Genomic DNA, 23,016 nt, shown 5'->3' with positions numbered 1-23,016 from the left:
GCAATATTCGGTTCTACGATACGAATATTGCAACTTTCTTTCGCATCAATTTACTTATCCCAATAAGGCTCACTCCCAAAATAATCACTTAAAAAGTCGATCAATTTACGTACTTTTTGAGGAAGATATCGGGTTTTGGGATAAAGAGCATAAGCGTGTACTGAGTTGAAGTGATAATCGCTCATGATAGGCAGCAACGTTCCCTTCGCAAGCTCCTCCCAAACAATAAAGGTCGGCATAAAAATAATCCCATGCCCAGAGACCGCCATCGCTTTCAAGAAGTCTCCATTATTCGCAATACAATGTGTTTCCATTGGAACCGTAATCGCTTGGTTTTTATTATCACGTAATTCAACACCAGATAAAGGCTGTTGACGGTATCTTAATAGCTGATGTGATTTAAGCGCATTAGGAGTGGATGGATTGCCATGTTCAGCTAAATAAGCAGGACTTGCACATAACACGTGATGAATAGGGGCAATGGCTTTAGCTTGCAGTGTTGAGCTTGTGAGATTACCAATACGAATCGCTAAATCGATACCTTCTTCAACCAAATCAACTTTGCGATCAGAGAAATCAATATCCAGTTTCAATTTAGGGTGTGCTTTTGCAAAATCATCTAAGGCAGGAACCAAATGCATCACACCAAAGGTGAGGGGAACGGCGAGTTTTATGGTGCCATTTAATTCTTGATGAATGGCTGACACATGACAGTTAAGATCGTCTACTTCCTCAAGTATTAATTTACATTTTATGAAATAAGATTGCCCTGCTTCGGTAAGACTAGAAGTACGAGTCGTTCGATTGATGAGCTTAATACCAAGTTGTTGCTCTAATTCACTCAGCCGTTTACTGACGGCCGATTTCGCCAAATTTAACTGCTCCGCTGCTTTTGTTATTCCTCCTGCTTCTACCACCTTGGTAAAAATGTGCATACTTTCTAGCTGACCCATTACTGCCCCCTTATTTATCTATTGTTCTTTATATGAGAACAGTGTTTCCTCAGTATTGCTGTTTATCTACTTTTGTTCAACGACTATTCTTTACACCAAGCGATAGGCATAAGCCTAAAGATAAAAGAATTAAGCGGGAAAATAGAATATGACAAATAAAAATAGAGCGCTAAAAAATGTGTTTCCAGGGATAGCGACTTCTGATGGTGATGGCGTGAAATTAACGCGAATTATTGGTACGCAACAGTTGAATATTTTAGATCCATTTTTGCTTTTAGATTGTTTTGAAAGTGATGACGCATCGGATTATATCGGTGGCTTTCCAACCCATCCGCACCGCGGTTTTGAGACAGTGACTTACCTGTTAAATGGGAAAATGCGTCATAAAGATAATGCAGGGCATGAAGGGGTTGTTGAGCCCGGAGGTGTTCAATGGATGAGCGCAGGCAAAGGTGTATTGCATTCTGAAATGCCAGAGCAAGAAGAAGGGTTATTGAAAGGTTTTCAATTATGGGTGAATTTGCCTAAGGCTTCAAAAATGATGGCGCCGGCATATCAAGAGTACCCACCAGAATCAACACCAGTAGAGTTAAGAGAGAACGGGACAGAGGTTCGAGTAATTTCCGGTACAACTAATGAAGGCACGACTGGACCAGTAAAGAATACGCACATTACACCGACATATATGGACGTGAAATTGCCAGAAGGAATGACTTTTGAACAAGCCTTACCTATTGGACATAACGCGTTTATCTACGTAATTGAAGGGGCGGTGACCATGGCGAATGACAGTACCCAGAAGATAACAAAGAAATCTCTTGGTGTGTTTGATGAAGGAGAGCAAGTCTCGGTGATGGCGTCTGATTCTGAGACTCGATTCTTATTGATTGCAGGGCGACCATTGAACGAACCGATTGCGCGTGGTGGTCCGTTTGTAATGAATACCAGAGAAGAAGTATTGCAAGCGTTTGATGATTATAGCCAAGGTCGTTTTAACTAACAAACAGACGTCTTTAGTAATTAATACACATTTTTATCTTTAATGAATAGCGAGGAAACAGCATGGGACTTTTAATTGACGGAAAATGGCACACGGATTGGTACGACACGGCATCAACGGGCGGTAAATTTGAGCGTAAAGCGTCCAGTTTTCGCCATTGGATAACAAAAGACGGCAGGGCTGGCCCATCTGGAGTGTCAGGTTTTAATGCTGAATCTGGGCGTTATCATTTATATGTTTCACTGGCTTGTCCTTGGGCACACCGCACAGTGATTTACCGTAAGCTAAAAGGGCTTGAAGACATGATTTCGATGTCTGTGGTGAATGCGTTTATGGGAGACGACGGTTGGACATTTGAACCGGGTGAAGGCGTTATTGAAGATACGGTAAATCATGCAACTTATGCGCATGAAATTTATACGAAGGCTGCTCCTGACTATACGGGAAGAGTCACAGTTCCTATTTTATGGGATAAGAAAACCAATACGATCGTGAGTAATGAATCGGCAGAGATCATTCGTATGTTTAATTCTGCTTTTGATGATATTGGTGCCACTGAATTAGATTTTTCTCCTGAGCACTTATTAAATGACATTGATGAGTTGAATGCATTTATATACCCAACGATTAATAATGGGGTGTATCGAGCGGGTTTTGCTACGACTCAGGCAGCGTATGATGATGCGGTTGCCGAAGTATTTGGAGCATTAGAGACGGTAGAACAACGCTTATCGACTCAACGTTACTTAATTGGTGATGAGATCACAGAGGCGGATTGGCGTTTGTTTACGACATTGATTCGCTTTGATGCCGTTTATGTTGGGCATTTTAAATGTAACCTAAAACGCATTGTTGACTACCCGAATATTTGGGGCTATTTACGTGATTTATTTCAACAACCCGGAGTGAGTGAAACGGTTAATATTGACTACATAAAAGCGCATTATTACGGCAGTCATGAAACGATTAACCCAACACTTATTATACCTAAAGGGCCAGAGTTGGATTTCTTTAGTCAACACCACCGTGACTAGGTTTATTTATGTTCAACTTATTGTGAAATGATCCAATTTATTGTTTTTATTTTGTGATTGTAAATTAGTATTTTTTTAATTTACTGATTTTGTTGGCTATTATTTTTGGCATCCATCTTGCTCTATTACATTCATATCGTGATTAACACGACTCTAATCGAATTTAAAATAAGGAATAAATAGATGCCAACTCCAGCGTATATGTTAATAAAAGGCGAAGTTCAGGGCGACATCACTAAAGATGCGTATTCAGCAGATTCAGTCGGGAATACGTGGCAAGAAGCACACATTGATGAGTTTCTTGTTCAAGAACTTGATCATGTATTAACGGTTCCACGTGATCCTCAAAGTGGCCAGCCAACAGGTCAACGAGTTCACCGTCCTGTGATTGTAACTAAACAACAAGACCGTTGTTCTCCATTGTTGTTTAACTCATTAGTTTCAGGTGAAAAATTACCAGAGTGCAGTATCAACTTCTACCGTACGTCTATTTCTGGTAAGCAAGAGCACTATTACACAATCAAATTGATTGATGCACTGCTTGTAGATATGCAAACTCGCATGGCTCATTGTCAAGATGCTGCAACGTCAGATCGTGTAACAGAAGAAGTACTTAAGTTTACTTACCGTGCAATTGAAGTGACTCACGAAACGTGTGGTACGGCAGGTAATGATGATTGGCGCGCACCACGCGAAGCGGGTTAATCTTAAGAACTAAGACCGATTTTTATTGTTTTTGTAGATTCTTTAATTAGAAAAAGTCTTAAGAAGAGAGTGGAAAGAACGACTGAAATGATAAGTCATATTGATAATTAGCAATATGGCTTTTTTTCTCTTTTTTTCTTGGGTCTTTTTTTATTTAAGACTTTGGTGAGCAGTTCTCTCTGTGGTTCCGAAATAGGGAATCTGTCCATCAATTGGTTTTGAGCGTTTAAAAGTAATGATTTTTCCCATGCTTTAAATATATCAAACTCAAGCAAGATGGCATCGTTAATTTTTATGAACAATTCATAGTCTTTCATCATGTGCCCTCCATTTTTAAGAACCTTAACATAGGTAATTTGTGATTGTAGCTTTATCTAGTTATAGAATTTTATATAAATTCATAAAAGTCATTCCTTAGTTATGAAAGAGTTATAAAATCATTATTTATCGTGCTTCTATTTACCGCCCACGCTTTATAGCGATATGCCATAATAGAACAAAGACAATTACGTTATCGAGAATGGGCAAAACGAATGGGCGAACATTATTCGATCAGTAAACAAAATTATGATGTGTTTCGTGTACCTAAAACAAAAGTCGATAAGATTGCTTTAGTGACAGAAGGTGGTGGTCAAAGGGGGATTTTCACCGCAGGAGTGTTGGATACGTTTTTAGAAGCCAAATTCAATCCATTTGCTTTATTGATTGGAACATCAGCAGGTTCGTTGAATTTGGCCTCTTACATTTGTGGGCATAAAGGACACGCTTACCGGATCATTAATCAAATCACCCGCAGTCCTGATTTTTTTAAATTGTCTCGTTTTTTACTCTCTGGCGAAGGGATGGATCTGGATTGGTTAATCGATAAAACCGAAGCCGATATTCCGTTAAACTGGACAGTAGGAGAAATGCACTTACATACCAAACAAGTACTTGCTGTTGCTGCTCATGCTACTAATTTTGAAACTAAGTACTTTGATTTATCGACCACAAATTGGAAAGATATTTTACGTGCCTCTTGCGCGATTCCTGCGTTGCATAAACAACCGGTGATCATGGATAAAATGGAATGGGTTGACGGAGGATTAACGACGCCGATTCCCGTACAAGAAGCCTATGATAGAGGTTATCGTCACATTGTTGTTATCCGTACTGTTCCGGTTGAATTTAAAGAAAACCACGACTGGATGATGAAAGTCGCCAAGATGACTAAAAATGCCAAATTAAATCAAATGGCCGTGATGTTGATGAATCACGAAGAAAGCTATCGTAAAACGCAGGCATTTTTAGCTAATCCACCGGATGATGTCACTATTTATGAGATTTCACCGAATAAGAACCTTGAATCTAAATTACTGGGAAGCACCAAAGAGCAATTAGATAACGATTATCAACACGGTAAAGATGTGGGGAAATTATTTCTAGAGGCGATTGCGCCTAAATTGAATTTAGAGCAAGCACCGCAACCGCATATTCTTGTAAAAACACACGAAGATCGATTGAAAGAAGAGAACAGAAAACAAGATTATGAAGATCCGATTGATAAGATTTGGAGCAACAAAACGCACGGTGAAGTGCTCGGTGTTGATCGAATTGCCTTGAAGTGGATTAACATTAACGTTGGTGAAAAGAAACAGACGTTAGTGATCGTTAATGGTCGTAATGAAAGTTATTGGAAATATAAAGAAGCCATTCTTGAGTTAAGTCAGTATTTTAATATTTATACGTATGATCACCGTGGGCAAGGTGAGTCAGGACGGATAACGCAAGATCACGAATTAGGCCATGTGGATGACTTTCATGATTATGTGATGGATCTGTATATCTTTATGGAAAAGGTTGTCCGACCAAATTTAGAAGGAGAGTGCTTTATGCTTTCTCATTCGATGGGGGGAGCGGTGACCGCCCAATACCTTTCAAAATTTGATCATCCCGTAACGGCATCGGCGGCAACATCACCAATGTTTGGTGTGTATATACCAGGGAAAGCGCATGGACTAAAAACTCAAACACTAAACTTACTTGATGTGTTGGCAAGTAAGCCTAACTATGCATTAGGGCAAAGTCATTTTAAGAAAGTCGAGTATGACGATAACGTATTAACTCACAGTAAAATAAGATATCAAATGTTTGTTGAGCTGTTTGAAAGTATGCCGAATTTACGGTTAGGTGGCCCAAGTACCCATTGGATCACTGAATCAATAAAAGCAGGAAAAAAATGCATCGCTGAAGCTCATAAAATAAAAATTCCAATGCTGATTTTACAAGCAGGAGACGATCTTGTTGTGAGTAATGTGGCTCAGCGAAGTTTTCATGAGAACAGTCATCTTTGTCATTTAGAAACAATCCCAGATTCGTATCATGATATGTTGATAGAAGACGATAAACATCGAGATATTGTATTAAGAAAATTGATTAATTTCTTTAGTAGTGATTATAAGTTTTATTAAATACGATTAGAACATAGTATGAAAAAGCCCTGTTTGAGACTCATCAAACAGGGCTTTTTTATTTACGTAAAGTGGTTAAAACTTATAGTTTACACCGACAGTAACAATATATTCTGATTCGTCATAGAAAGTAATATTTGAATCGGTTGAGCTGTAGCCTGCAAAAGAAATGAATGACCAATCTTGCCAATCCATAAATTTAGTATATTCATAAGCAGCAAAGAAGCTTAATTTATTGTCTTCACGAGTGTCGCCATAAATAGGGTTTTCAGCCCCGAATGTTCGTTGATTGTAACCAGCAGTTAATACCAACTGGTGTCTTTGCATTAACTTGAAAAAACTCAGTTCAGCACCGTATTGATCGTAAGAGCTTGCTTTTCCGTCCGCAGATGAAGATTGGTAAATAACAGAAGGTAGGATGAATGAAGTACGACTTAGTGGTAAGCGATATTGACCTTTTAAGTAGATCGTATCCGCGTCTCTTTTTAGTATGTCTTCGACGTCATCATTCTCTATGTCTTTGGTGGCATAGGCGGTATCAATGGTAAAGTTTGAGCCTGCAATGTTATCGACTCTAAAACGAAATGCGTTTCCTGAAGCATCGGTTTCTGTACGAGCAGAGCCTTCCAAGTATGGGTCTGCCCACGTCTTACTTGACATAATGGTTGGCAGAATAGAAACATCAATCGCCATTCTTGATTCAAATTGGTATTTATAGCCGACCTCAAGAACAACGGTACCTGTTGCCACATCTTGACGTGTTGTACCGACATGAACTTGTTGATTTAATTCTTGGCCAAACGTATAGGCAATGCTTCCAAGAGGAAAGGCCATAAAGCCACTGTCAGTGGATGCATTTTGTTTGTTTGATGTAATGGTGTCATCACCTTCGGTATTAAAATTGGAAGTTGAAGACGTAAATCCTGTCGTTAACGCAATTTCTCCACTAACCCCTTCTTTCTCTGCTAGCTTCGCCTGTGCGGGCATACTCATTATGCAGGCAGTAAGAAGTAAATAGCGTAAGTTCATTCTTCGTCATCCTTTGGTTACTATGATGTTAATAACTACATTGAAACAGTTATAGTAGAAGTTATCAATGATGACGAACCATAAGTTGCGATTATATTTTCATCTAAAAATAAATACGAACGAACCGCTTTGTATTCAAACAATGATCGTTGGCTATTTTTAAATAGGAACAAATGTGCTTATTTGTTCTATTTTTCTTTTATGTTGAGATGACTACACTGTCTCGATTAAAAATAATAGGATGAGATAATGACAGAGAAAAAAATAAAGTGGGGCATTGCAGGGCTTGGGAACATAGCGCACAGATTTGCTCAAGACTTAACAAGCAACAGTCAATGTGGAGAATTACAGGCCGTTGCTGCTAGAGATGTTGATAAAGCAGAGCGGTTTGCTACCCGTTATAAGGCGGTATCTGATTATGGTGATTATGAACAATTAGCGACGGATCCTACCGTTGATATTGTTTATGTCGCGACAATTCATCCTTATCATAGACCCTTAGTTGAGTTGTTTCTTTCTCACCATAAACACGTTTTAGTTGAAAAGCCGGCGTTTACTAATTACCAAGATTGGCAAGACATGCAGAAACTTGCTAAAGATAACGGGGTGTTATTGCTTGAGGCAATGAAAACGGTTGTGTTCCCCGCTTATCGAGAGTTGAAGGCTTTTATGAATGAACACAAGATTGTCGTGGATTCCATAGAAGCCTCTTTCGGTAATGAAAGTGTGTATGACCCTAATATATTTGTATTTAATCCTGAATTGTCAGGGGGAGCGACACTAGATGTCGGAGTATACGGCGTTTGGTTTTACTGTGATTTATGCCATTTCTTTGGTGAAGATGTCCCAACACCGTCGGTCTCTATTACCGCAGAACACCCTGAATGGAGAGTTGATGAAAACGTGGAGTTTTTATTTGATGGAAAGATTAAAGGAAAAATAGGGGCGTCAATTTCAAAAAACTTACCAAGGAGCGCGATTTTAAAAGGCGATGGTGTTGAGATCGTTATACATGATAAATGGTGGAACCCTTCACGAATTGATGTACATTTAAGCGGTCATACTCACACCATTACGCATAGCAGTGGTGGAGGGTTTGAACATGAAATAGATCATTGTTCAGAGTTATTATTAAACAATGCTCAAACTTCCTCAGTGCTTAATACCGAAATCAGTGGGCAGGTATTGTCTATACTAGAGCAAGCGTTAATCACCAACGGATATACACATTTAACGAAAAGATAAAATTGGGTGCAATGGAGAATATAAAAAGAAAACTAGAGGTTTATGAAATACTTTTTCGTAAGTATGGACCGGTAGCATCAAGCTGTAATATTACAGAGCTTTCATTACTATTGAAGGTGAGTGAACGTCATGTTCAAACCGTGATTAAGAGATTGGTTAATACGGGTTGGATTGAATGGAAAGCAACGCCGGGTCGCAGTAAAAAAGCACAATTAACGTGTTATAAAGAACCGATTGAAGCGTGTTATGACTGCGTGTCTAATGTAGTCGATTCTGGTAATACTGACTCTGTTTTGAATATACTCAGTTTTGGTGGACGTAATGCTTCTATTGAGCTTAAAAAGTATCTTCTCCATTCCAATAACATCGTACCACGCTCGGTTTGTATGCCTTTTCATCGGAAGATTGGCTCCTTATTACCTCATCACGCAATCTGTCGTACCGAGCGTTATTTAGTGAGTCAAATTTTTCAGCGTTTAGTGAGTATTGATAACGATATTATTCACCCTGATTTTGCACATCATTGGGAGCATGATTCTTCTGCAGCACAGTGGCGTTTTTATCTTCGAAGTGGCGTTGTCTGTCATGACGGAAATCCGTTAACGGCAAAAGATGTTGTACGTTGTTTAAAAACACTGATAGCCAACTATTATTGGAGTCCACTTTATTCTAACCTCAAAGGGATTAGGTTTCTTTCTGAAGAGTGTATTGAAATCACCTTATCAGAGGGCGACTTTCATTTGCCAAGATTATTGGCTCGGAGTGAAGCCTCTATTTATCCTATTCATGTATCGACAGATAAGATCGTTGGTTCTGGCCCATTTCAGGTTGAAGTGTGGTCACCAAGAATGATCCGATTAGGCCGATTTGAGCACTATGTCTTAGTGTTACCGTTGTTGGAAAGAGTGGATTTGTGGGTGTATGAAGAATGGGCAAAAGATAAAGTTTGCGCGCAAAATCAGCTAAGTTTGTCATTTCCAGAAAAGAAAGTTACGTATAAAAGTAAGTATGATTCTTTGTTTATGATAATAAAAAAACAAGGCAGTAACTTGGATTGCTCTAATATAGTGACTTATGAAAACAACAATGAATGCAAAGCCTTAGCCAAAAAATTATATTCATCTCAGACACTACAAGACGTTTTTTATGGCGACTACCATCATCAAGCGGATACTGCACTGTGTAGCATTCTTGAAGAAAGTGATCGGTTATACAGTCGTCTGGCTTTTTTATCTCTTTATCCGTTTAAAAACAAAATCGTTAAAGACGTCGATTATGATTTATTTCTAAATAAGGTATCTGACATAAGAAATACTCCCGATTTAGCGTTAGCGGTTGAAGAGTTGGAGCAACTGTATGATTGGTTACAACAGATAGGCGTTATTGATATCGTTAAGAAAGATTCGTTTGAACTCATCACCTCTGAAAATCTAAAAGAGGTAAGAATGAACGGTTTTGGTTGGTGTGATTTAGCTAAATTGTGGATAGCTAATCATTAATCATTAATCATTAAACGTTGAGTGCTTGTCTATTTTATATTGCTTTGGTGTCGCGGCAACGATGCTTTTAAAGTGTCGATGAAAGTGACTTTGATCGGTAAAGCCAAGATCTGTGGCTATCGACGCAATATCATTTCCCTTTTTTAATAAGTCTTTGGCTTTATTTATTTTCATCATCATTTGGTAGGCATGCGGTGTTATTCCGTATTGTTTTTTAAATGAATGGATAAGATAAAAATCGCTCAAACCAGACTCTTTCGCTATCTCAGAGATAGACATGTTTTTATCAACATTATCAGAGATGTATTGATATGCGAGATGAGTTGCTTGTTTGGGAATGGTCTTGTGGGACGGCATTGCTTTAAGATCATTAATAAACAGAGTAGAGAAGAAAGTGATGGCGGATTCTTCCACTAATAATGACGATTCGTTTTCAATTAGGACTTGCGTTAATGATTGGAAATTCTGATACAGAGTAGGGCACCGGCTGTGATTTTGTTGAAAGGGATGAAACTCGTTATACTCTTTACCAGTGATGCTTGTTTGTAACTGTATTAACCAATCAGGTTCAACAAAAAGCATTTTATAGCTCCAGTTAGTCCCCGATTTTGGATTACAGGAATGTACGGTTTCAGGATTGATAATGACCGTAGAGCCGATGCTGATTTCTTGTTTTGAATTTTGATTTATGTATTCACTAACGCCGCTATCTACGACACCAATAGAAAATTCGCGATGTGAGTGTTTTTTATAGCAGGCATTTGAATTACCAGAATAACGTAACTCAAACGGAAGAACGGATGATCGTAAAAAATGTGTTTTTGAATTAGCCAATATAACGTCCATTGTTAATTTGATATAAAGAAGACATAAACGACGGTTAATGCGAGCAATGACCCCATAAGTCGATTAAAGATTTTATAATGAATAGGGTGCTCTAAATATCGTCCAATCGTTAACCCGAGTAATGCCCACGTCGATATACAGCAGTAACATACGATAAAAAATATCATACTAAACGCCCCAAGATCTTCGAGAGGAATCACACCGTTACTCGAAAAGATGGTCACGCCAGATAAAGACACAATCCAAGCTTTTGGGTTTAACCATTGACACAATAAGCCTTGTACCATCGTTGGAGCATTGCCTTTATTATCTCTATCTTGGTCTGCTCTATCGCTCGTCGCTACTTTATAAGCCAAATAAAGCAGAAAAGTGCTTCCAAGGTAATTTAAAATGGATGTTGCCGTATGGGAATTATCTAAGACTTGTATCAGCCCTAATCCTAATAGGATAAGAATAGAGACAAACCCAACAGTAGCACCAAAAATATGGGGAATGGTTTTTACATACCCATGATTAGCACCAGTAATGGTAGCGAGAATATTTACCGGCCCAGGAGAGAGGGAGGTGATGAGTGCAAACATTGCCATTGCTAAAAATAAAGTCATAAGTTTTCTTTTTCATCCTTGAGTTCTTTATACAATAACTCATTAAATCGACATGAAGATTGTACAAAACTGTTTTTTATTAAGTCGATTATTGAAAATAAACGAAAAATCCGTGTTGATCTCAATGAATATTTTACATTTAATTAACAGTAGCAAGAGGGAGAATATTGTATGTTTACGGTCATATTTAAAAAGGAATGAAATTTATGTTTAAACTTACTCTCGCATTACTAAGCTCGGTTATTGGCTTTAATGCAGCAGCAGAGCCTGTAGTTAAACCGCTTCAATTTGAAGAAATCACGAATAATGTGTTTTTAGTTAAATCGTATCGTGAATTTAAAAACTTACAGAGCCCAAAGAAACCTATTTTGGTCGATGCTAATTCTTTAGTGTATGTTGATGGAAAGGATGCGTATTTGATTGATACGCCATGGAATGCGTCGAACATGCCTCAGTTGATGACGTGGATTGAAAACAGAGGATTAACATTAAAGAAAACGGTCTTTTCTCATTTTCATGAAGATCAAACTGGTGGTTTAGAATATCTGCAAGAACATCACTTTGAGACTTACGCGTCTGCATTAACGAACAAATTTTTGAAAGGTGATAACAAGAAAGCGACGAATCATCAATTTTCAGGTGATAATTTTGTGTTGTTAGAAAATAAGATTGAAGTTTTCTATCCGGGAGGAGGCCATACTAAAGATAATGCGGTGGTATGGTTACCAAAAGAAAAAGTATTACTTGGCGGCTGTTTAATGCGAGCAAATGAGGTGAATACGATAGGGTGGACTGGTGATGCCGATATGAAAGCATGGGCGGGGTCTGCTCAAAAAGTATTAACGAAATACCCTCAAGCAAATTTTGTTGTTCCTGGACACGGGAACGTTGGTGAAGGGACGAGTATTATTAGTCATACTGTCGATATTACCGGAAAAATTTAGTCAATCTTATGAAAAGGCATTTTGAGAAATAGTGCCTTTTTTGTATTTTGCATATCGACTTTTAATATTTTATTATCGTTTTGCGATAAAATTATATTGATTTGACATTGTTTGCACTGTATTGTCTGTGTATCAAATCAATAAGGTTATTCATTATGTCTAATATTCAAAAACAAAGTCGCCGCGCACGTATACTTTTTCAAGGATTTTTGGTTTTTACACCGATAGCTGTACTTTATTATTGGTTAACCATTGAAACTCAATATGATTTTCTTACCTCATTCGGAATTATTCAGACTACGATCGATGTTAATAGTTATACGCAATTACCACTAACGTTAACAACTCGTATGTTTGCCATCATCGTTAGTTTATTGTTATGCAGTGTTGTGATGTACGCTTTAAATGTATTAATTCATTTGTTTCGCAACTACGAGCGTAATGAAATTTTCTCGCTTGAGAATGCATTGAGTTATCAGAAATTAGGATATAGCTTGTTTTATTGGGTAGGGTTTTCTGTTATTTATGGTGCAGCAATGTCCGTGATTTTATCATTTAATAATCCTCCCGGTGAGCGCATATTAGCGATCAGTTTTGTTGGTATGGATTTTTTAACGTTACTATTTGGTTTTATTACGTTAATAATTTCATGGGTCATGAAAGAAGGGTATATTCTTGCTGATGAAAACGAGCATACAATTTAAGGATTCGTGATGACCATTCGTATAAATTTAGATGTCATGATGGCGAAGCGAAAAATGCGCCTAAAGCACTTGGCCCAAGAAGTTGGGATCACAGAAGCAAATTTGTCTATTTTAAAAAATGGGAAAGCAAAGGCTGTTCGTTTAGCGACATTAGATAAACTGTGTGAAATCCTTGAATGTCAGCCAGGCGATATATTGGAATATGTGGTGGACTTGGATAGAAAAACAACCGATTAATAATACCTTGGTTCTATTTAAGCCCTGTTTAGTGATTGCTAAACAGGGCTTTTTTAATTGGCTATTGTGAACTTTACTCTGAAGGGCTAAGAGATAAAGCACCAATGAAATCTAATTTACTCAATGGCACGCCTTCTTTTCGAAGTAAGTTGTACAGTGTGGTTTGATGAAAATACAGATTTGGTGTTGAGAATGAGGTAATGAAATTCTCAGCAGTAAACGGCATAGGTCGTTCTGGATAGTGGAAAATAACGGTTTCACCTGAGCGTGAATTGACCTCATTTTCTGTAATTTCACTCAACTCTTTTTGTGTATTTTTAAGTAATTCAATTAAGCCATTAAAATCAATTTCACCTAAAGGTGATGGAATATAAAAGTCACCGCTTAATACGGCTTTTGTTGCCCCAAGAGTATGCTTACAAATTGAACTTACTTGGAATGAAAGAGGAAGCATATCATTAACTAATTGAAGTCCCACAATGTCATTTTGCTCTCTATTTTGCGTTTCAAAATGGGATTTGGCTTTGGTCATTAAATGAATCGCAACATTGAGTGAATTTGAAAAAGGGGTGAGAGTGATGTCGGAAAGCATAGTCATGAAAATTCCTTTATTTATGACGAAAGAGATATCAATGTAGATAAATAGTAATCAATTTGCAAATACGGCAGTAAAAGATGCGCAATCCTTATTCTATTTACAATGCTTTGCTTCTTTGTTTATAAACGGCACAATAACGTAGGCCTAAGAATAACTGGCACATTTGTTAATAAGGATATTTTTGATGACAGTAACATTACGACAGCAGTGCCATACTCAACTTTCTGGTAATAAAGAGAACAAACCAGCCGATGAGTTTTTAAAAATGGCTGAGTGGTGTAGAGATAATGATATTCATCATGATGTGTACGGTGAAGGAGCATTAATTCAAGCCTTCGAACAAAAAGTCGCGGATCTATTGGGTTATGAGGCGGGCTTGTTTGTGATGACGGGTACCATGACTCAGCCCACGTTATTAGAAATGGTGTGCGAAGAGAAAAATAACAATATTGTTGCCATGCATGAAACCTGTCATATTTTTCGCCATGAACGTCAAGGCTATCAATTGCAAAATCGATTTAACGTTCTGCCTGTTGGTCATGTATTTCGAACGTGGAATGTTGATGATTTAAAAGCATGGCCGGATAAAATAGCGGCTGCGGTATATGAATTACCAATGAGAGAAATTGGAGGGCAATTGCCTTTATGGTCTGAACTGAAACGAATTAAGCAGCATTGCAAAGAAGAACAGATTCATTTGCATATGGATGGGGCGAGAATTTGGGAATGTGCGGCTTATTATGGCAAGTCATACCAAGAGATCGCTAAGGGTTTTGAAAGCACGTATGTCTCCTTGTACAAAGGAATTAATGGCTTAGGTGGTTCAATGCTACTTGGCAGTAAAGCCATGATTGAAAAAGCAGACATATGGATGAAACGCCAAGGTGGTAATGTTTATCACAAAACACCATATATTGTTTCTGCTGCCATGCAATTTGAGACGCGTATAAAAGCAATGCCTAGCTTATTTGAACGCACTAAGTCTGTGTATGAATTATTAAATAGTTACTCTCAATTTACGGTTAACCCAACGAAACCCAATGCGAATATGTTGCATTTATATCTTCCTTTAAGTTATGAGAAAGCCTCGATGATGCGTGATCAATTAGCGAGAGAGAAAGGAGTCTGGTTTGGTAATCCACAATACACGTCATTAGAGAATCAAGTTCAGATTGAGTGGTACATTGGCGATACGCTACTTGATATGCCCGATGAGGCATTAAAAAAACTTTTGGACTGGGTGGCAGAAAAAATAGAATTTTCCAATACTTAAAGTGAATCAAACTGGTTCATGTGATAGCGGCAAGATTTTTAACTGTTATTGTGTTTACATTGTGGTTTATTACTTATATATTGATTTGGTTACCACGATAAATGACTAGGATATATCCATGTTTTCTTCTACAGCCCCAAAATTTGCTGCTTTGTGCCAAATAGTGCTCGGTGCTGTGTCGCGTGTAACATCAACTATTATTGCGGTCATTCTAGTGATTATTAACTAGGCTGGCGGCACTTCCGTCAGCCAGGCTGACGGAGGACTTCTTAATTTTCTTCTTCTTTTTTCAGCCAATCTGACGGTCCACAATAAAGCTAATAGGGCACAGCCCAATAGCAATAAGGACTTGTACATTGAAAAAACACAACTTGCTTGCGATTGGTCTAATGACGTTTGCCATGTTCCTTGGTGCAGGAAACATCATATTTCCTCCTTTTCTTGGCCTTGAAGCTGGCACTCAATTCTTTCCAGCAATGCTCGGCTTTTTACTTACCGCGGTTGGACTTCCAGCATTAACGCTGATTGTTTTAGGGCGACTGAGTGACAGTGGTCAACTAACTCAAGCGTTACCGAAACCATTGGCGATTGCTTTTTGGGTATTACTTTTTATTGCAATTGGTCCTGCGTTTGGAATGCCACGAGCAGTAACGGTTGCGTATGAAATGGGAATCAAGCCTTTCTTTTCTGGTGATCATTTAATGCTTTTCTCGGTTATGTTTGTGGGAGCTACATTATTGTTGGCTTTCCAAAGAGGTAAGTTGGTGGATTACATTGGTAAAGTCATGACGCCACTGCTTGTTCTTATGCTAGCCGCGTTAGCGTTAGCGGCCATTATTACGCCATTAGGTGTTCTTGGTGATCCGAGTGCCAGTTATCAGAATAAAGCCATCACAAGCGGTTTGATCCAAGGTTACATGACAATGGATGCGATTGCGGCCGTTGGGTTTGGCTGGGTCATCATTAAAGCCATTCGTGATAAAGGGTGTGAATCACCAAAAGATGTTTTTCAAGCAACGCTTAAAGTCACGTTGATTTATGCGCTGCTAATGTCGGCGTGTTATTTAGCGATGGCTTATGTTGGTGCGACATCAACGTCTATTGCTGAAGGCGCAACCAATGGTGGTGAATTATTAACGCGTTATGTTGCTGAGATATTTGGTCCACTAGGTCAATACTTATTAGCAGGTATTATTATTATGGCGTGTTTAACGACGACGGTAGGGTTGACGAATGCGTGTGCTGAGTACAGCCAACAAACGTTCCGCACTCCGTTTGCGATTACCGCGATTATCGTTACAGCGATGACGGGCGTTGTTGCTAACTTCGGATTAGAGCAAATCTTGGCTATCAGCTTACCTGCTATACTCATATTATGTCCGGTGGCGATTGCTTTAGTATTAGCGGCGTGGTTTTTACCTACGACAAAACACAATACTATTTCATACGTTAGTGTTGTGATGATTAGCGTTGTATTTGGTGGGTTAGATGCACTGCATATTTTGGGTTTATTGTCTGATTCTTTATCTGCATCATTAACTCATTATATTCCTCTCTTTTCGGCTCATGCGAGTTGGTTTTTACCTGTAGTGATAACCGTATTTATTAGTCTATTACTAAACCGAAAATCGAGTGCATTAGAGTCATCGAACTAAGACTAGATAAAGGCAAATAAAGCGGTTAATAGATAAGATCCCTATGAGTTTACATTAGGGATCATTCACTATTGAGAATGTGTTTAAATCGCTAATTTATGAGTTAATCGTTGGTTTAGTTAACATATCGTTACTTTCAAATGTTTATTGTAAATGCGTTTATTATCTTAATTGTTAATATTAACGATAGGGCTACAACCTAAATTTTTTCCTGCTTCTATGTGTATTTATAAGCTTTTAAAAATAGAATTTAGGGGGGATACTCGTGCTATTGAATGACTTTTTCTATAAGAGAAAGTGTTGAGTTGAAAGAGGTTAATGTGACAACAATAAAGAAAGGGCTACGTGCGGTTGCCATATTGGAAGCCAGTAAGGGGATAATCTCTCTATTGGTTGCTTTTGGGGTGCATGCTTTAGCGGGTCATAATTTACGCCATTTAGCTGAATTAATAGTGAGTCGTTTACACTTAAATCCGGCAAGTCATTTACCTAGTGTATTTATTGATGCTGCGAGTGGATTAACTGACGCTAAAATCATGTTATTTACCATTGCTGCGGTGGTGTATTCAATCATTCGACTTGTTGAAGCTTATGGACTATGGCGAGCACAAGTATGGACTGAATGGTTTGCTTTAGTCAGCGGGGCTATCTATATCCCTTTTGAACTTTATGAAATTATCTTCCGTACAAGTATTCTGAGTTTTGGTGCATTCATTATTAATATCATTGTTGTAGGATACATGGCTTATGTGATCCTCGATAAGAAAAAAGTCACGCCAATATCCTGATCGTTAATTTATCTTCAAATATGCACTGAATAAGTTTCGTCATAAATACAAAAATCCCCTTATTTGTTGAGAGTAAGGGGATTTTTGGTACTTATAGACTAGCGATTATAATGGAACGGATAATCCGGCTTGGAAGCTGTTCTTATCGGTGATTGGGTTTTCATCATTGTGAATATATTGAGTGTAAAATCCAATAGGCAATACATTCATTATTAAGGTATCAAAATGAAGCCCAACAACGCCTTGGTTAATCGCTACGTCACCCAGAGTATTTACATTTCCTAAATCATAACGTCGGTAAGAAAATTCAATCATCTCACGACGCAATGATATTGGGCCTTTGAAAGAATAAGCTGATAGGTTAATCACTTTTGATAGTTTTAACTCAGCCAAGCTAGCAGTTTCAGCAAAAGCATCGTCTTTAAGTGACGGCATAATAAAGCTACTAGGGTCGTTATTTATAAAATCACTGCCTTGTGTTAGCTCGACACCTCGACGCTCATATATCCCTGCTTTGTTTGTATCACTGCCTGAATACTTTCCTGATAGGTTAATGTAAAACTCAGAAGGTAAATCAGTGCCAAAAGATAAAGAAGCACCGTGAATCATGTCATGTCGATCTTGAACGCCATAAAGTGAAACCGCGGCTTCTTTGTTTAATAACCAGCTATTGCCGTAGTGTTCTGTACGAGATATATCTAACTGAGCAGATAAGGGTTCACGTTCATCTAATTTGTAATCTTGATAGAAATTACTAGAGATTTCCGCATTCCAAAACCCTGTTTGCAGGAAGGGCAAACGTAACTGAGCAGCAACCCCGCTACTGCGAGTCTGATCTTTTTGGATATTATTATCAGAGTAATTATCATTTAAGACATAATAAGCACGAACACCACCCATAATGAAAAATTGGTTATTGCTGAAACCAGCACCGATCAAATCACTGTATTCATCATCATTCATTGCCCAAAGGCTATAGGTGCTACGCTCTAGAGGATCAGTAAACTCAAACGTCGCGTTATAACGTAATTTTTGCTTACTATCACCGTTATCCTTTTTCTCAGTCACTGCGCCAACCGTTAACGCCCCTCGGCTGTAGTGAATATTGTTGAACAGCCCATAAGACGTATCGGTGTTGAGCTGTTTGTCTTCAAGGTTGGCTAATTTTTGCTGCTGTTGATCGGCTAGGCCACCTTTGTCATCCCAAAAAAGCTTAACTTGATAAGGCGCTTCTGCCGTTATCTCCATATTTTCAACAACATAATAATAGTCATCCGCAGAGATCGCTGTTGCTAGTACTTTGTCATCATTAATCAATCGAGCATCAATTACGTTGTCTGCACTAAGAACACGTTCAATTTCCCCGTCTTTAGTTCGATAAAGAGAGCTACCTGTTTCAGTGTTTGCGATAAAGTAAACTCTGCCTTGGCTATCCACATCTTTAACGATGGTATAGAAAGCGGGTAGGGTTAAGATCGCTTCTTTATTACGATATAACGTTCGATTATTACCTTTTTGGACAAAGTAATAGAGGTTGTCATTCTTAACTAAGACCGATGAATTAACTGCGCTATAAAACTTGTCGCCAACATAAAGTTGAGGTTGAACAAAAGACTCCGTGGTTTTGAAATACACGTCTTTTCCATCGCTCATATAGCCTTGATGAACTCGGCCTTCGCTGCCTTCTTTAATTTGAGCATCGTTATTAAATAAACCTTGAGTGGTACGCCAAACTGAAGTACGACGTCCTGAAACCGTATAGTATTTATCTTGGCTGTAATAGACTTTCCCCATATCTAAGCTGCTACTTTCTTTTTTTACTTCATTATTGGTTAAATCATAATGAACCAGAGTAGGGGCTCGAACAGCGGTCGGATTGGTTAAGAAAAGAATATTGCCTTGCTGGGTATTCAGTTCACCATAATATTTAGAGCGTGCAATGACCTTCCCTTGTGCTAATTGCATCTCTTTTGCCTCTTGGGTTTCTTTTTTAACCCATGCGGCAAAAGTGCTATCAAAATCTTCGCCAACGGTTTTCTTCATTGGTTTGTTAACTTGAAAAGGCCATAACCAATGCTGAGAGCGATTTTTGAAATACTTATTAGTGACATCTAGACCGTAAGTATCGGCGAGATAATATTGGTACTGAGAACCGAAAACATAAGTACTCTCTCCATACGGAAAGAAAAGCGTGTCGTTATAAAGGCGCTCTGGCGATAAGTTACCGGCTTTAGCGTGTACATGTGTCATTGCTCGGTATCGACCACTATAAAGTCGCCCCCCTTGACCATGCCAAGATTCATTTAAAACAGCATTACCCTCAAGCATAAAACTGGAAGAGGTTGAGTTAGGTAATACAGCAGGAATAATACCAATCGGTCCAATTGACCCATTATGTAACACAGCAAACATAGACTTAGAGACTACGTTATCTTTCGCGTTCATTTGGTAATCATGAGCGGTTTCATGAAACAACAAGGTATCGAGCCAAGAGCTTGATGAGAAATAGTCGGGAAGTTGTGCTCCACCCATATAGTTGATTTGTCGGTTAAGTGGGAATTGAGTCGAAAAACCATTGGCAATTTGATTATAAGATGACATCAAGCCGACATTTAAACGGTCATCCATTTGATAGCCAAAGGTGTCCTCATAAGCTGGCTGTAATATGCTCTCAACACCTGCAGCATGTTCGGCGTGTTGTTTGTTTTCTTCTGTAAAAATAAGGCGAGTATTACGCACGTCTTGGGTGTAGTAATCCTGATCTTGAGCAACACCTGCTTGATTAGGCGTTACTAATGGCGCTGAATGCACAAGAGTTGGAACTGCAATCAATAACGTTAATCCAGTAAGGAATATCTTCATTTAAATTCTCTTAATATGTTTAAGGTTGCGTTATTTAACTATTGATTTAAACAAACGGTCGATGAAAAATTCAATGGAATGACATTGGGTGAGATAAATAAATTATAGGTCTATTTTTAACGTCATATTGTTATTCGAGTTGAAATAAAAAACGGGCAATCAAAAGTTCCCCGTTTTTATTCGTATCCTAGCCTAGTCAACAATCGTTATTATTAGAATTTGTAAGTTGCGCCAGCGTACAATGTACCAATTGTCATTGCGTAATCATCATCGATATTATTACTGCCAGAATCAACAACAAAGAGGTCGCCTTCATAAGCAACACGGAAGGCAAGGCCACCTAATGTTTTAGGTGTATATTCAACACCTGCACCATAGTGGAAAGAAGTACCGCTATCGCTATCAGAAAGTCCGTATGCTTTTCCTGATTGTTCTATTGAACCTAGGCCAGCAATAGCAAATGGTCTCCAACCGCTGTCAAAGGTATAACCTACGTTTGCGGCAAGTGATACAGAAGAATGCTCAACGGTTCCGTTAATAGGAGAATTATAATGGGTAAGTTTTAAATCACCGTATTTTGTATATTGCATTTCTACTGCAACAATGCGGTTAAACTGGTAGCCACCAATTAATTTAAAGGTAGAGTCATTATCATTAATGTTGGCTGCACCAAAGCCACCATCATCATCAAAATCAGTCGTACCAAAACCACCGCCTAAGTAAACGCCAGAGACATCATTTGTTGCGGCATTTGCGTATGAACAAGCAGGCAGTAACGCTAATAATAGTATCGATTTTTTCATTTTGTTGTCCCGTATAAATCTAATAGGTAAAGTTAACTACATAGTAAATAGACGATGGAAATAAACTAAATGAGTTCCACACTAAATACAAATATGTGAATTTTGTTTGATTTATTATCTCAGTTTTAAAAAACAAAATTGGTTGATAACTAAATCTGTTGAAAGATGAAAGTTATTTAATCCGTTGTTTTATAAATAATTCGTAGATTTTCATTTCAAAGTTATAGTGAATCGTTGATTTGTATTCTTTTTTCGGTAGACTGGCATATTAGTAAGAAAAAACGTAACGAAATGTTCATTTTAATTACATTACATCTGATTTTGTTTTCAAATAAGCAAAATGACTCAATAGAATTAACTGTCGTTAGGCTCAAATGCAGAAAATCACAATTGCAAATTTGGTTTTAGAACCCGCGACAAGAAGGTTAAGTAATAATGCGGATGATGCAATTATACTTAGGCCTTTGCCTTATAACGTCTTCACATTATTGTTAGAGCAAAAAGGAAATTGCATCGATCGTGATGAACTGTTTGATGTTTGTTGGGAAGGGGCGATTGTTACCGATCAAGCCTTAACGAATGTTATCTCTGGATTAAGACGTAATCTTATCCAGTTAGAGGCTGAAGGCATTGCGATAAAAACCGTTAGTAAAGTAGGGTATTTACTGACCGTAGATGAAACCGTCGTTATGCAACCGGTAATTGAACCCAAAATTATACCGCCAGTTATTGATAATATCGAACCGAAAGCCATTTTGGTGTCTCCTCAAGCTGAGGACCCCTTAATGGTTAATGATAATGTCGCAATCAGTAACGATGTGCCGGTGTTGCCGACGACTGAAGTCGGCCGTTCTCGCGTGCGATTATTAACAAAGCCTTCTTTGAAATCGGCATTAATCGCTTTTTGTTTATGCTCATTAATCGCAGCAGTGTGCTGGTATGAGAAAGCATCGTCTGTTCCTTATTTTTTAGTGAAAGAAAATTACAATCATTTTGAGATCAAAAATACAGATTTCTACATACTTAATAACACAAGAGGTAAAGATAATATTGAGGCCATTCAATCGGGTCTTGAGTCTTTAAATTTAGTTGAGTGTAATGCTGAAATTTATATCCGTATGTATGACTCTGTGTACGATGACGATACTTACTCATTGAAAGGGTACATTGTTGCAAAAAACAGCAACCGAAATAGCAATTATTCATTAAGTAAGTTTTCACATGAAAATTTACCAACCATTATTGCGAACGGCCTAAAAAGAGCGAAATTAATATGCGAATAGTAAATCTAGTTCTATTCTTAATTTTAATTGGAGCCGGTATTTATAAATGGATGCCAGAAAATACCGAGTTTTCTGGGACTCGTTGGTCTTGCAATGAATTGTCGACGGGCTTCACTTCAGCACCTTATGAAAAGTATCAAGAAATTCTTGAACGAGATTTATTTGATTTTGCTTCGTCTTCGAATTTAACACTCTATCAATCCGGGGAATTAGTGTTTAAAAACGGAGAGAGGGAAAAGTACGAATTGCTTTATGAATTAGGGTACAAAACGGTTGCTAAGAATAAAATATCACTGGTTTATAAGAAAATAGATTGGCATAGACAACCTAAGAATGCGCCTATTTTTATTCGAGATATTGAATCCCTAAAAGGATTTGAGTTTGATCTAAAATATATGATTGATGATGATCAATTGTATTTCCAGAATCGTATTAAAAATGAAGATAAGAATTTTGTCTGTTTTGCTTCTTAAATAAAAGAAGAGGTAGTTGTTAATTACCTC

The 23,016-nt window shown here is 38.0% G+C and carries 22 protein-coding genes; 14 read left to right on the top strand and 8 right to left on the bottom strand.

Annotated elements, in window-relative coordinates:
* Positions 1 to 50 precede the first annotated feature (50 nt).
* On the bottom strand, positions 51 to 953 hold the full coding sequence (locus A6E04_RS07195; RefSeq protein ID WP_017020590.1) for a LysR family transcriptional regulator: 903 nt from the start codon (positions 951 to 953) through the stop codon (positions 51 to 53).
* 148 nt (positions 954 to 1,101) lie between these two features.
* On the opposite strand from A6E04_RS07195, the gene A6E04_RS07190 reads away from it, so the two are divergent.
* From A6E04_RS07190 to A6E04_RS07180, 3 genes are all read left to right on the top strand, one after another.
* The gene (locus A6E04_RS07190; protein ID WP_017020589.1) at positions 1,102 to 1,953 is read left to right on the top strand and encodes a pirin family protein; all 852 of its coding nucleotides are present in this window, start codon (positions 1,102 to 1,104) and stop codon (positions 1,951 to 1,953) included.
* 62 nt (positions 1,954 to 2,015) lie between these two features.
* The gene (locus A6E04_RS07185) at positions 2,016 to 2,987 is read left to right on the top strand and encodes a glutathione S-transferase family protein (protein ID WP_017020588.1); all 972 of its coding nucleotides are present in this window, start codon (positions 2,016 to 2,018) and stop codon (positions 2,985 to 2,987) included.
* A gap of 183 nt (positions 2,988 to 3,170) precedes the next feature.
* Positions 3,171 to 3,692, top strand: a complete 522-nt coding sequence (locus tag A6E04_RS07180) for an Hcp family type VI secretion system effector (RefSeq protein WP_065610697.1) — start codon at positions 3,171 to 3,173, stop codon at positions 3,690 to 3,692.
* Positions 3,693 to 3,799: 107 nt separating this feature from the next.
* Here the strand turns inward: A6E04_RS07180 and A6E04_RS07175 are convergent, their stop codons facing one another.
* The gene (locus A6E04_RS07175; protein ID WP_012549942.1) at positions 3,800 to 4,012 is read right to left on the bottom strand and encodes a hypothetical protein; all 213 of its coding nucleotides are present in this window, start codon (positions 4,010 to 4,012) and stop codon (positions 3,800 to 3,802) included.
* 213 nt (positions 4,013 to 4,225) lie between these two features.
* Here A6E04_RS07175 and A6E04_RS07170 point away from each other — a divergent pair, with 213 nt between their 5' ends.
* Positions 4,226 to 6,142 carry an alpha/beta fold hydrolase gene (locus A6E04_RS07170; protein WP_017020586.1) on the top strand — a complete coding sequence of 639 codons (1,917 nt, stop codon included), beginning with the start codon at positions 4,226 to 4,228 and terminating at the stop codon, positions 6,140 to 6,142.
* Positions 6,143 to 6,217: 75 nt separating this feature from the next.
* Here A6E04_RS07170 and A6E04_RS07165 read toward each other — a convergent pair whose 3' ends face one another.
* Positions 6,218 to 7,171 (bottom strand): DUF2860 domain-containing protein, encoded by a 954-nt coding sequence (locus A6E04_RS07165; protein WP_023603064.1) that lies wholly within the window; start codon positions 7,169 to 7,171, stop codon positions 6,218 to 6,220.
* Between the two features lie 249 nt (positions 7,172 to 7,420).
* On the opposite strand from A6E04_RS07165, the gene A6E04_RS07160 reads away from it, so the two are divergent.
* Complete coding sequence (locus A6E04_RS07160; protein ID WP_065610695.1) at positions 7,421 to 8,416, top strand: Gfo/Idh/MocA family protein; 996 nt, start codon at positions 7,421 to 7,423, stop codon at positions 8,414 to 8,416.
* 11 nt (positions 8,417 to 8,427) lie between these two features.
* Entirely contained in the window at positions 8,428 to 9,915 is a 1,488-nt protein-coding gene (locus A6E04_RS07155) for an ABC transporter substrate-binding protein (RefSeq protein ID WP_065610982.1), read from the top strand.
* Positions 9,916 to 9,918: 3 nt separating this feature from the next.
* Here A6E04_RS07155 and A6E04_RS07150 read toward each other — a convergent pair whose 3' ends face one another.
* Together A6E04_RS07150 and A6E04_RS07145 are read right to left on the bottom strand one after the other, a co-directional pair.
* On the bottom strand, positions 9,919 to 10,749 hold the full coding sequence (locus A6E04_RS07150; protein WP_241802835.1) for an AraC family transcriptional regulator: 831 nt from the start codon (positions 10,747 to 10,749) through the stop codon (positions 9,919 to 9,921).
* Between the two features lie 14 nt (positions 10,750 to 10,763).
* The gene (locus A6E04_RS07145) at positions 10,764 to 11,366 is read right to left on the bottom strand and encodes a LysE family translocator (protein ID WP_065610693.1); all 603 of its coding nucleotides are present in this window, start codon (positions 11,364 to 11,366) and stop codon (positions 10,764 to 10,766) included.
* A gap of 206 nt (positions 11,367 to 11,572) precedes the next feature.
* On the opposite strand from A6E04_RS07145, the gene A6E04_RS07140 reads away from it, so the two are divergent.
* The 3 genes from A6E04_RS07140 (at position 11,573) to A6E04_RS07130 (ending at position 13,251) form a co-directional block, all read left to right on the top strand.
* Positions 11,573 to 12,310 (top strand): subclass B1 metallo-beta-lactamase ALI-1, encoded by a 738-nt coding sequence (locus A6E04_RS07140; protein WP_026025287.1) that lies wholly within the window; start codon positions 11,573 to 11,575, stop codon positions 12,308 to 12,310.
* A 155-nt stretch (positions 12,311 to 12,465) separates the two neighbouring features.
* The gene (locus tag A6E04_RS07135) at positions 12,466 to 13,014 is read left to right on the top strand and encodes a DUF2975 domain-containing protein (RefSeq protein ID WP_065610691.1); all 549 of its coding nucleotides are present in this window, start codon (positions 12,466 to 12,468) and stop codon (positions 13,012 to 13,014) included.
* A gap of 9 nt (positions 13,015 to 13,023) precedes the next feature.
* A complete protein-coding gene (locus A6E04_RS07130; RefSeq protein WP_017020579.1) occupies positions 13,024 to 13,251 on the top strand; it encodes a helix-turn-helix domain-containing protein in 228 nt (75 codons plus the stop codon).
* Between the two features lie 73 nt (positions 13,252 to 13,324).
* Here A6E04_RS07130 and A6E04_RS07125 read toward each other — a convergent pair whose 3' ends face one another.
* Complete coding sequence (locus tag A6E04_RS07125; RefSeq protein ID WP_017020578.1) at positions 13,325 to 13,849, bottom strand: DUF1993 domain-containing protein; 525 nt, start codon at positions 13,847 to 13,849, stop codon at positions 13,325 to 13,327.
* 184 nt (positions 13,850 to 14,033) lie between these two features.
* On the opposite strand from A6E04_RS07125, the gene A6E04_RS07120 reads away from it, so the two are divergent.
* The 3 genes from A6E04_RS07120 (at position 14,034) to A6E04_RS07110 (ending at position 17,565) form a co-directional block, all read left to right on the top strand.
* Positions 14,034 to 15,122, top strand: coding sequence for a threonine aldolase family protein (locus A6E04_RS07120; protein WP_065610689.1), 1,089 nt, complete (start codon positions 14,034 to 14,036; stop codon positions 15,120 to 15,122).
* A 356-nt stretch (positions 15,123 to 15,478) separates the two neighbouring features.
* Positions 15,479 to 16,777 carry a branched-chain amino acid transport system II carrier protein gene (brnQ, locus tag A6E04_RS07115; RefSeq protein WP_065610687.1) on the top strand — a complete coding sequence of 433 codons (1,299 nt, stop codon included), beginning with the start codon at positions 15,479 to 15,481 and terminating at the stop codon, positions 16,775 to 16,777.
* Between the two features lie 320 nt (positions 16,778 to 17,097).
* Complete coding sequence (locus tag A6E04_RS07110) at positions 17,098 to 17,565, top strand: DUF2127 domain-containing protein (RefSeq protein WP_241802833.1); 468 nt, start codon at positions 17,098 to 17,100, stop codon at positions 17,563 to 17,565.
* A gap of 105 nt (positions 17,566 to 17,670) precedes the next feature.
* Here the strand turns inward: A6E04_RS07110 and A6E04_RS07105 are convergent, their stop codons facing one another.
* Both A6E04_RS07105 and A6E04_RS07100 read right to left on the bottom strand, forming a co-directional pair.
* Positions 17,671 to 20,427, bottom strand: a complete 2,757-nt coding sequence (locus tag A6E04_RS07105; protein ID WP_065610685.1) for a hypothetical protein — start codon at positions 20,425 to 20,427, stop codon at positions 17,671 to 17,673.
* A gap of 212 nt (positions 20,428 to 20,639) precedes the next feature.
* Entirely contained in the window at positions 20,640 to 21,230 is a 591-nt protein-coding gene (locus tag A6E04_RS07100) for a porin family protein (protein WP_065610683.1), read from the bottom strand.
* Positions 21,231 to 21,604: 374 nt separating this feature from the next.
* Here A6E04_RS07100 and A6E04_RS07095 point away from each other — a divergent pair, with 374 nt between their 5' ends.
* Positions 21,605 to 22,513: a winged helix-turn-helix domain-containing protein gene (locus tag A6E04_RS07095; RefSeq protein WP_065610681.1), complete on the top strand. Its 909-nt coding sequence runs from the start codon at positions 21,605 to 21,607 to the stop codon at positions 22,511 to 22,513.
* A complete protein-coding gene (locus tag A6E04_RS07090) occupies positions 22,504 to 22,986 on the top strand; it encodes a hypothetical protein (RefSeq protein ID WP_017020571.1) in 483 nt (160 codons plus the stop codon). The genes A6E04_RS07095 and A6E04_RS07090 overlap by 10 nt, the downstream gene beginning before the upstream one ends.
* Positions 22,987 to 23,016 lie beyond the last annotated feature (30 nt).

It is taken from the genome of Aliivibrio logei, from assembly GCF_001691055.1.
GTDB classification, from domain to species: Bacteria; Pseudomonadota; Gammaproteobacteria; order Enterobacterales; family Vibrionaceae; genus Aliivibrio; species Aliivibrio salmonicida.
Note: the sequence above shows the minus strand (reverse complement) of the source record. Positions and strands in the feature narration are given on the sequence as shown.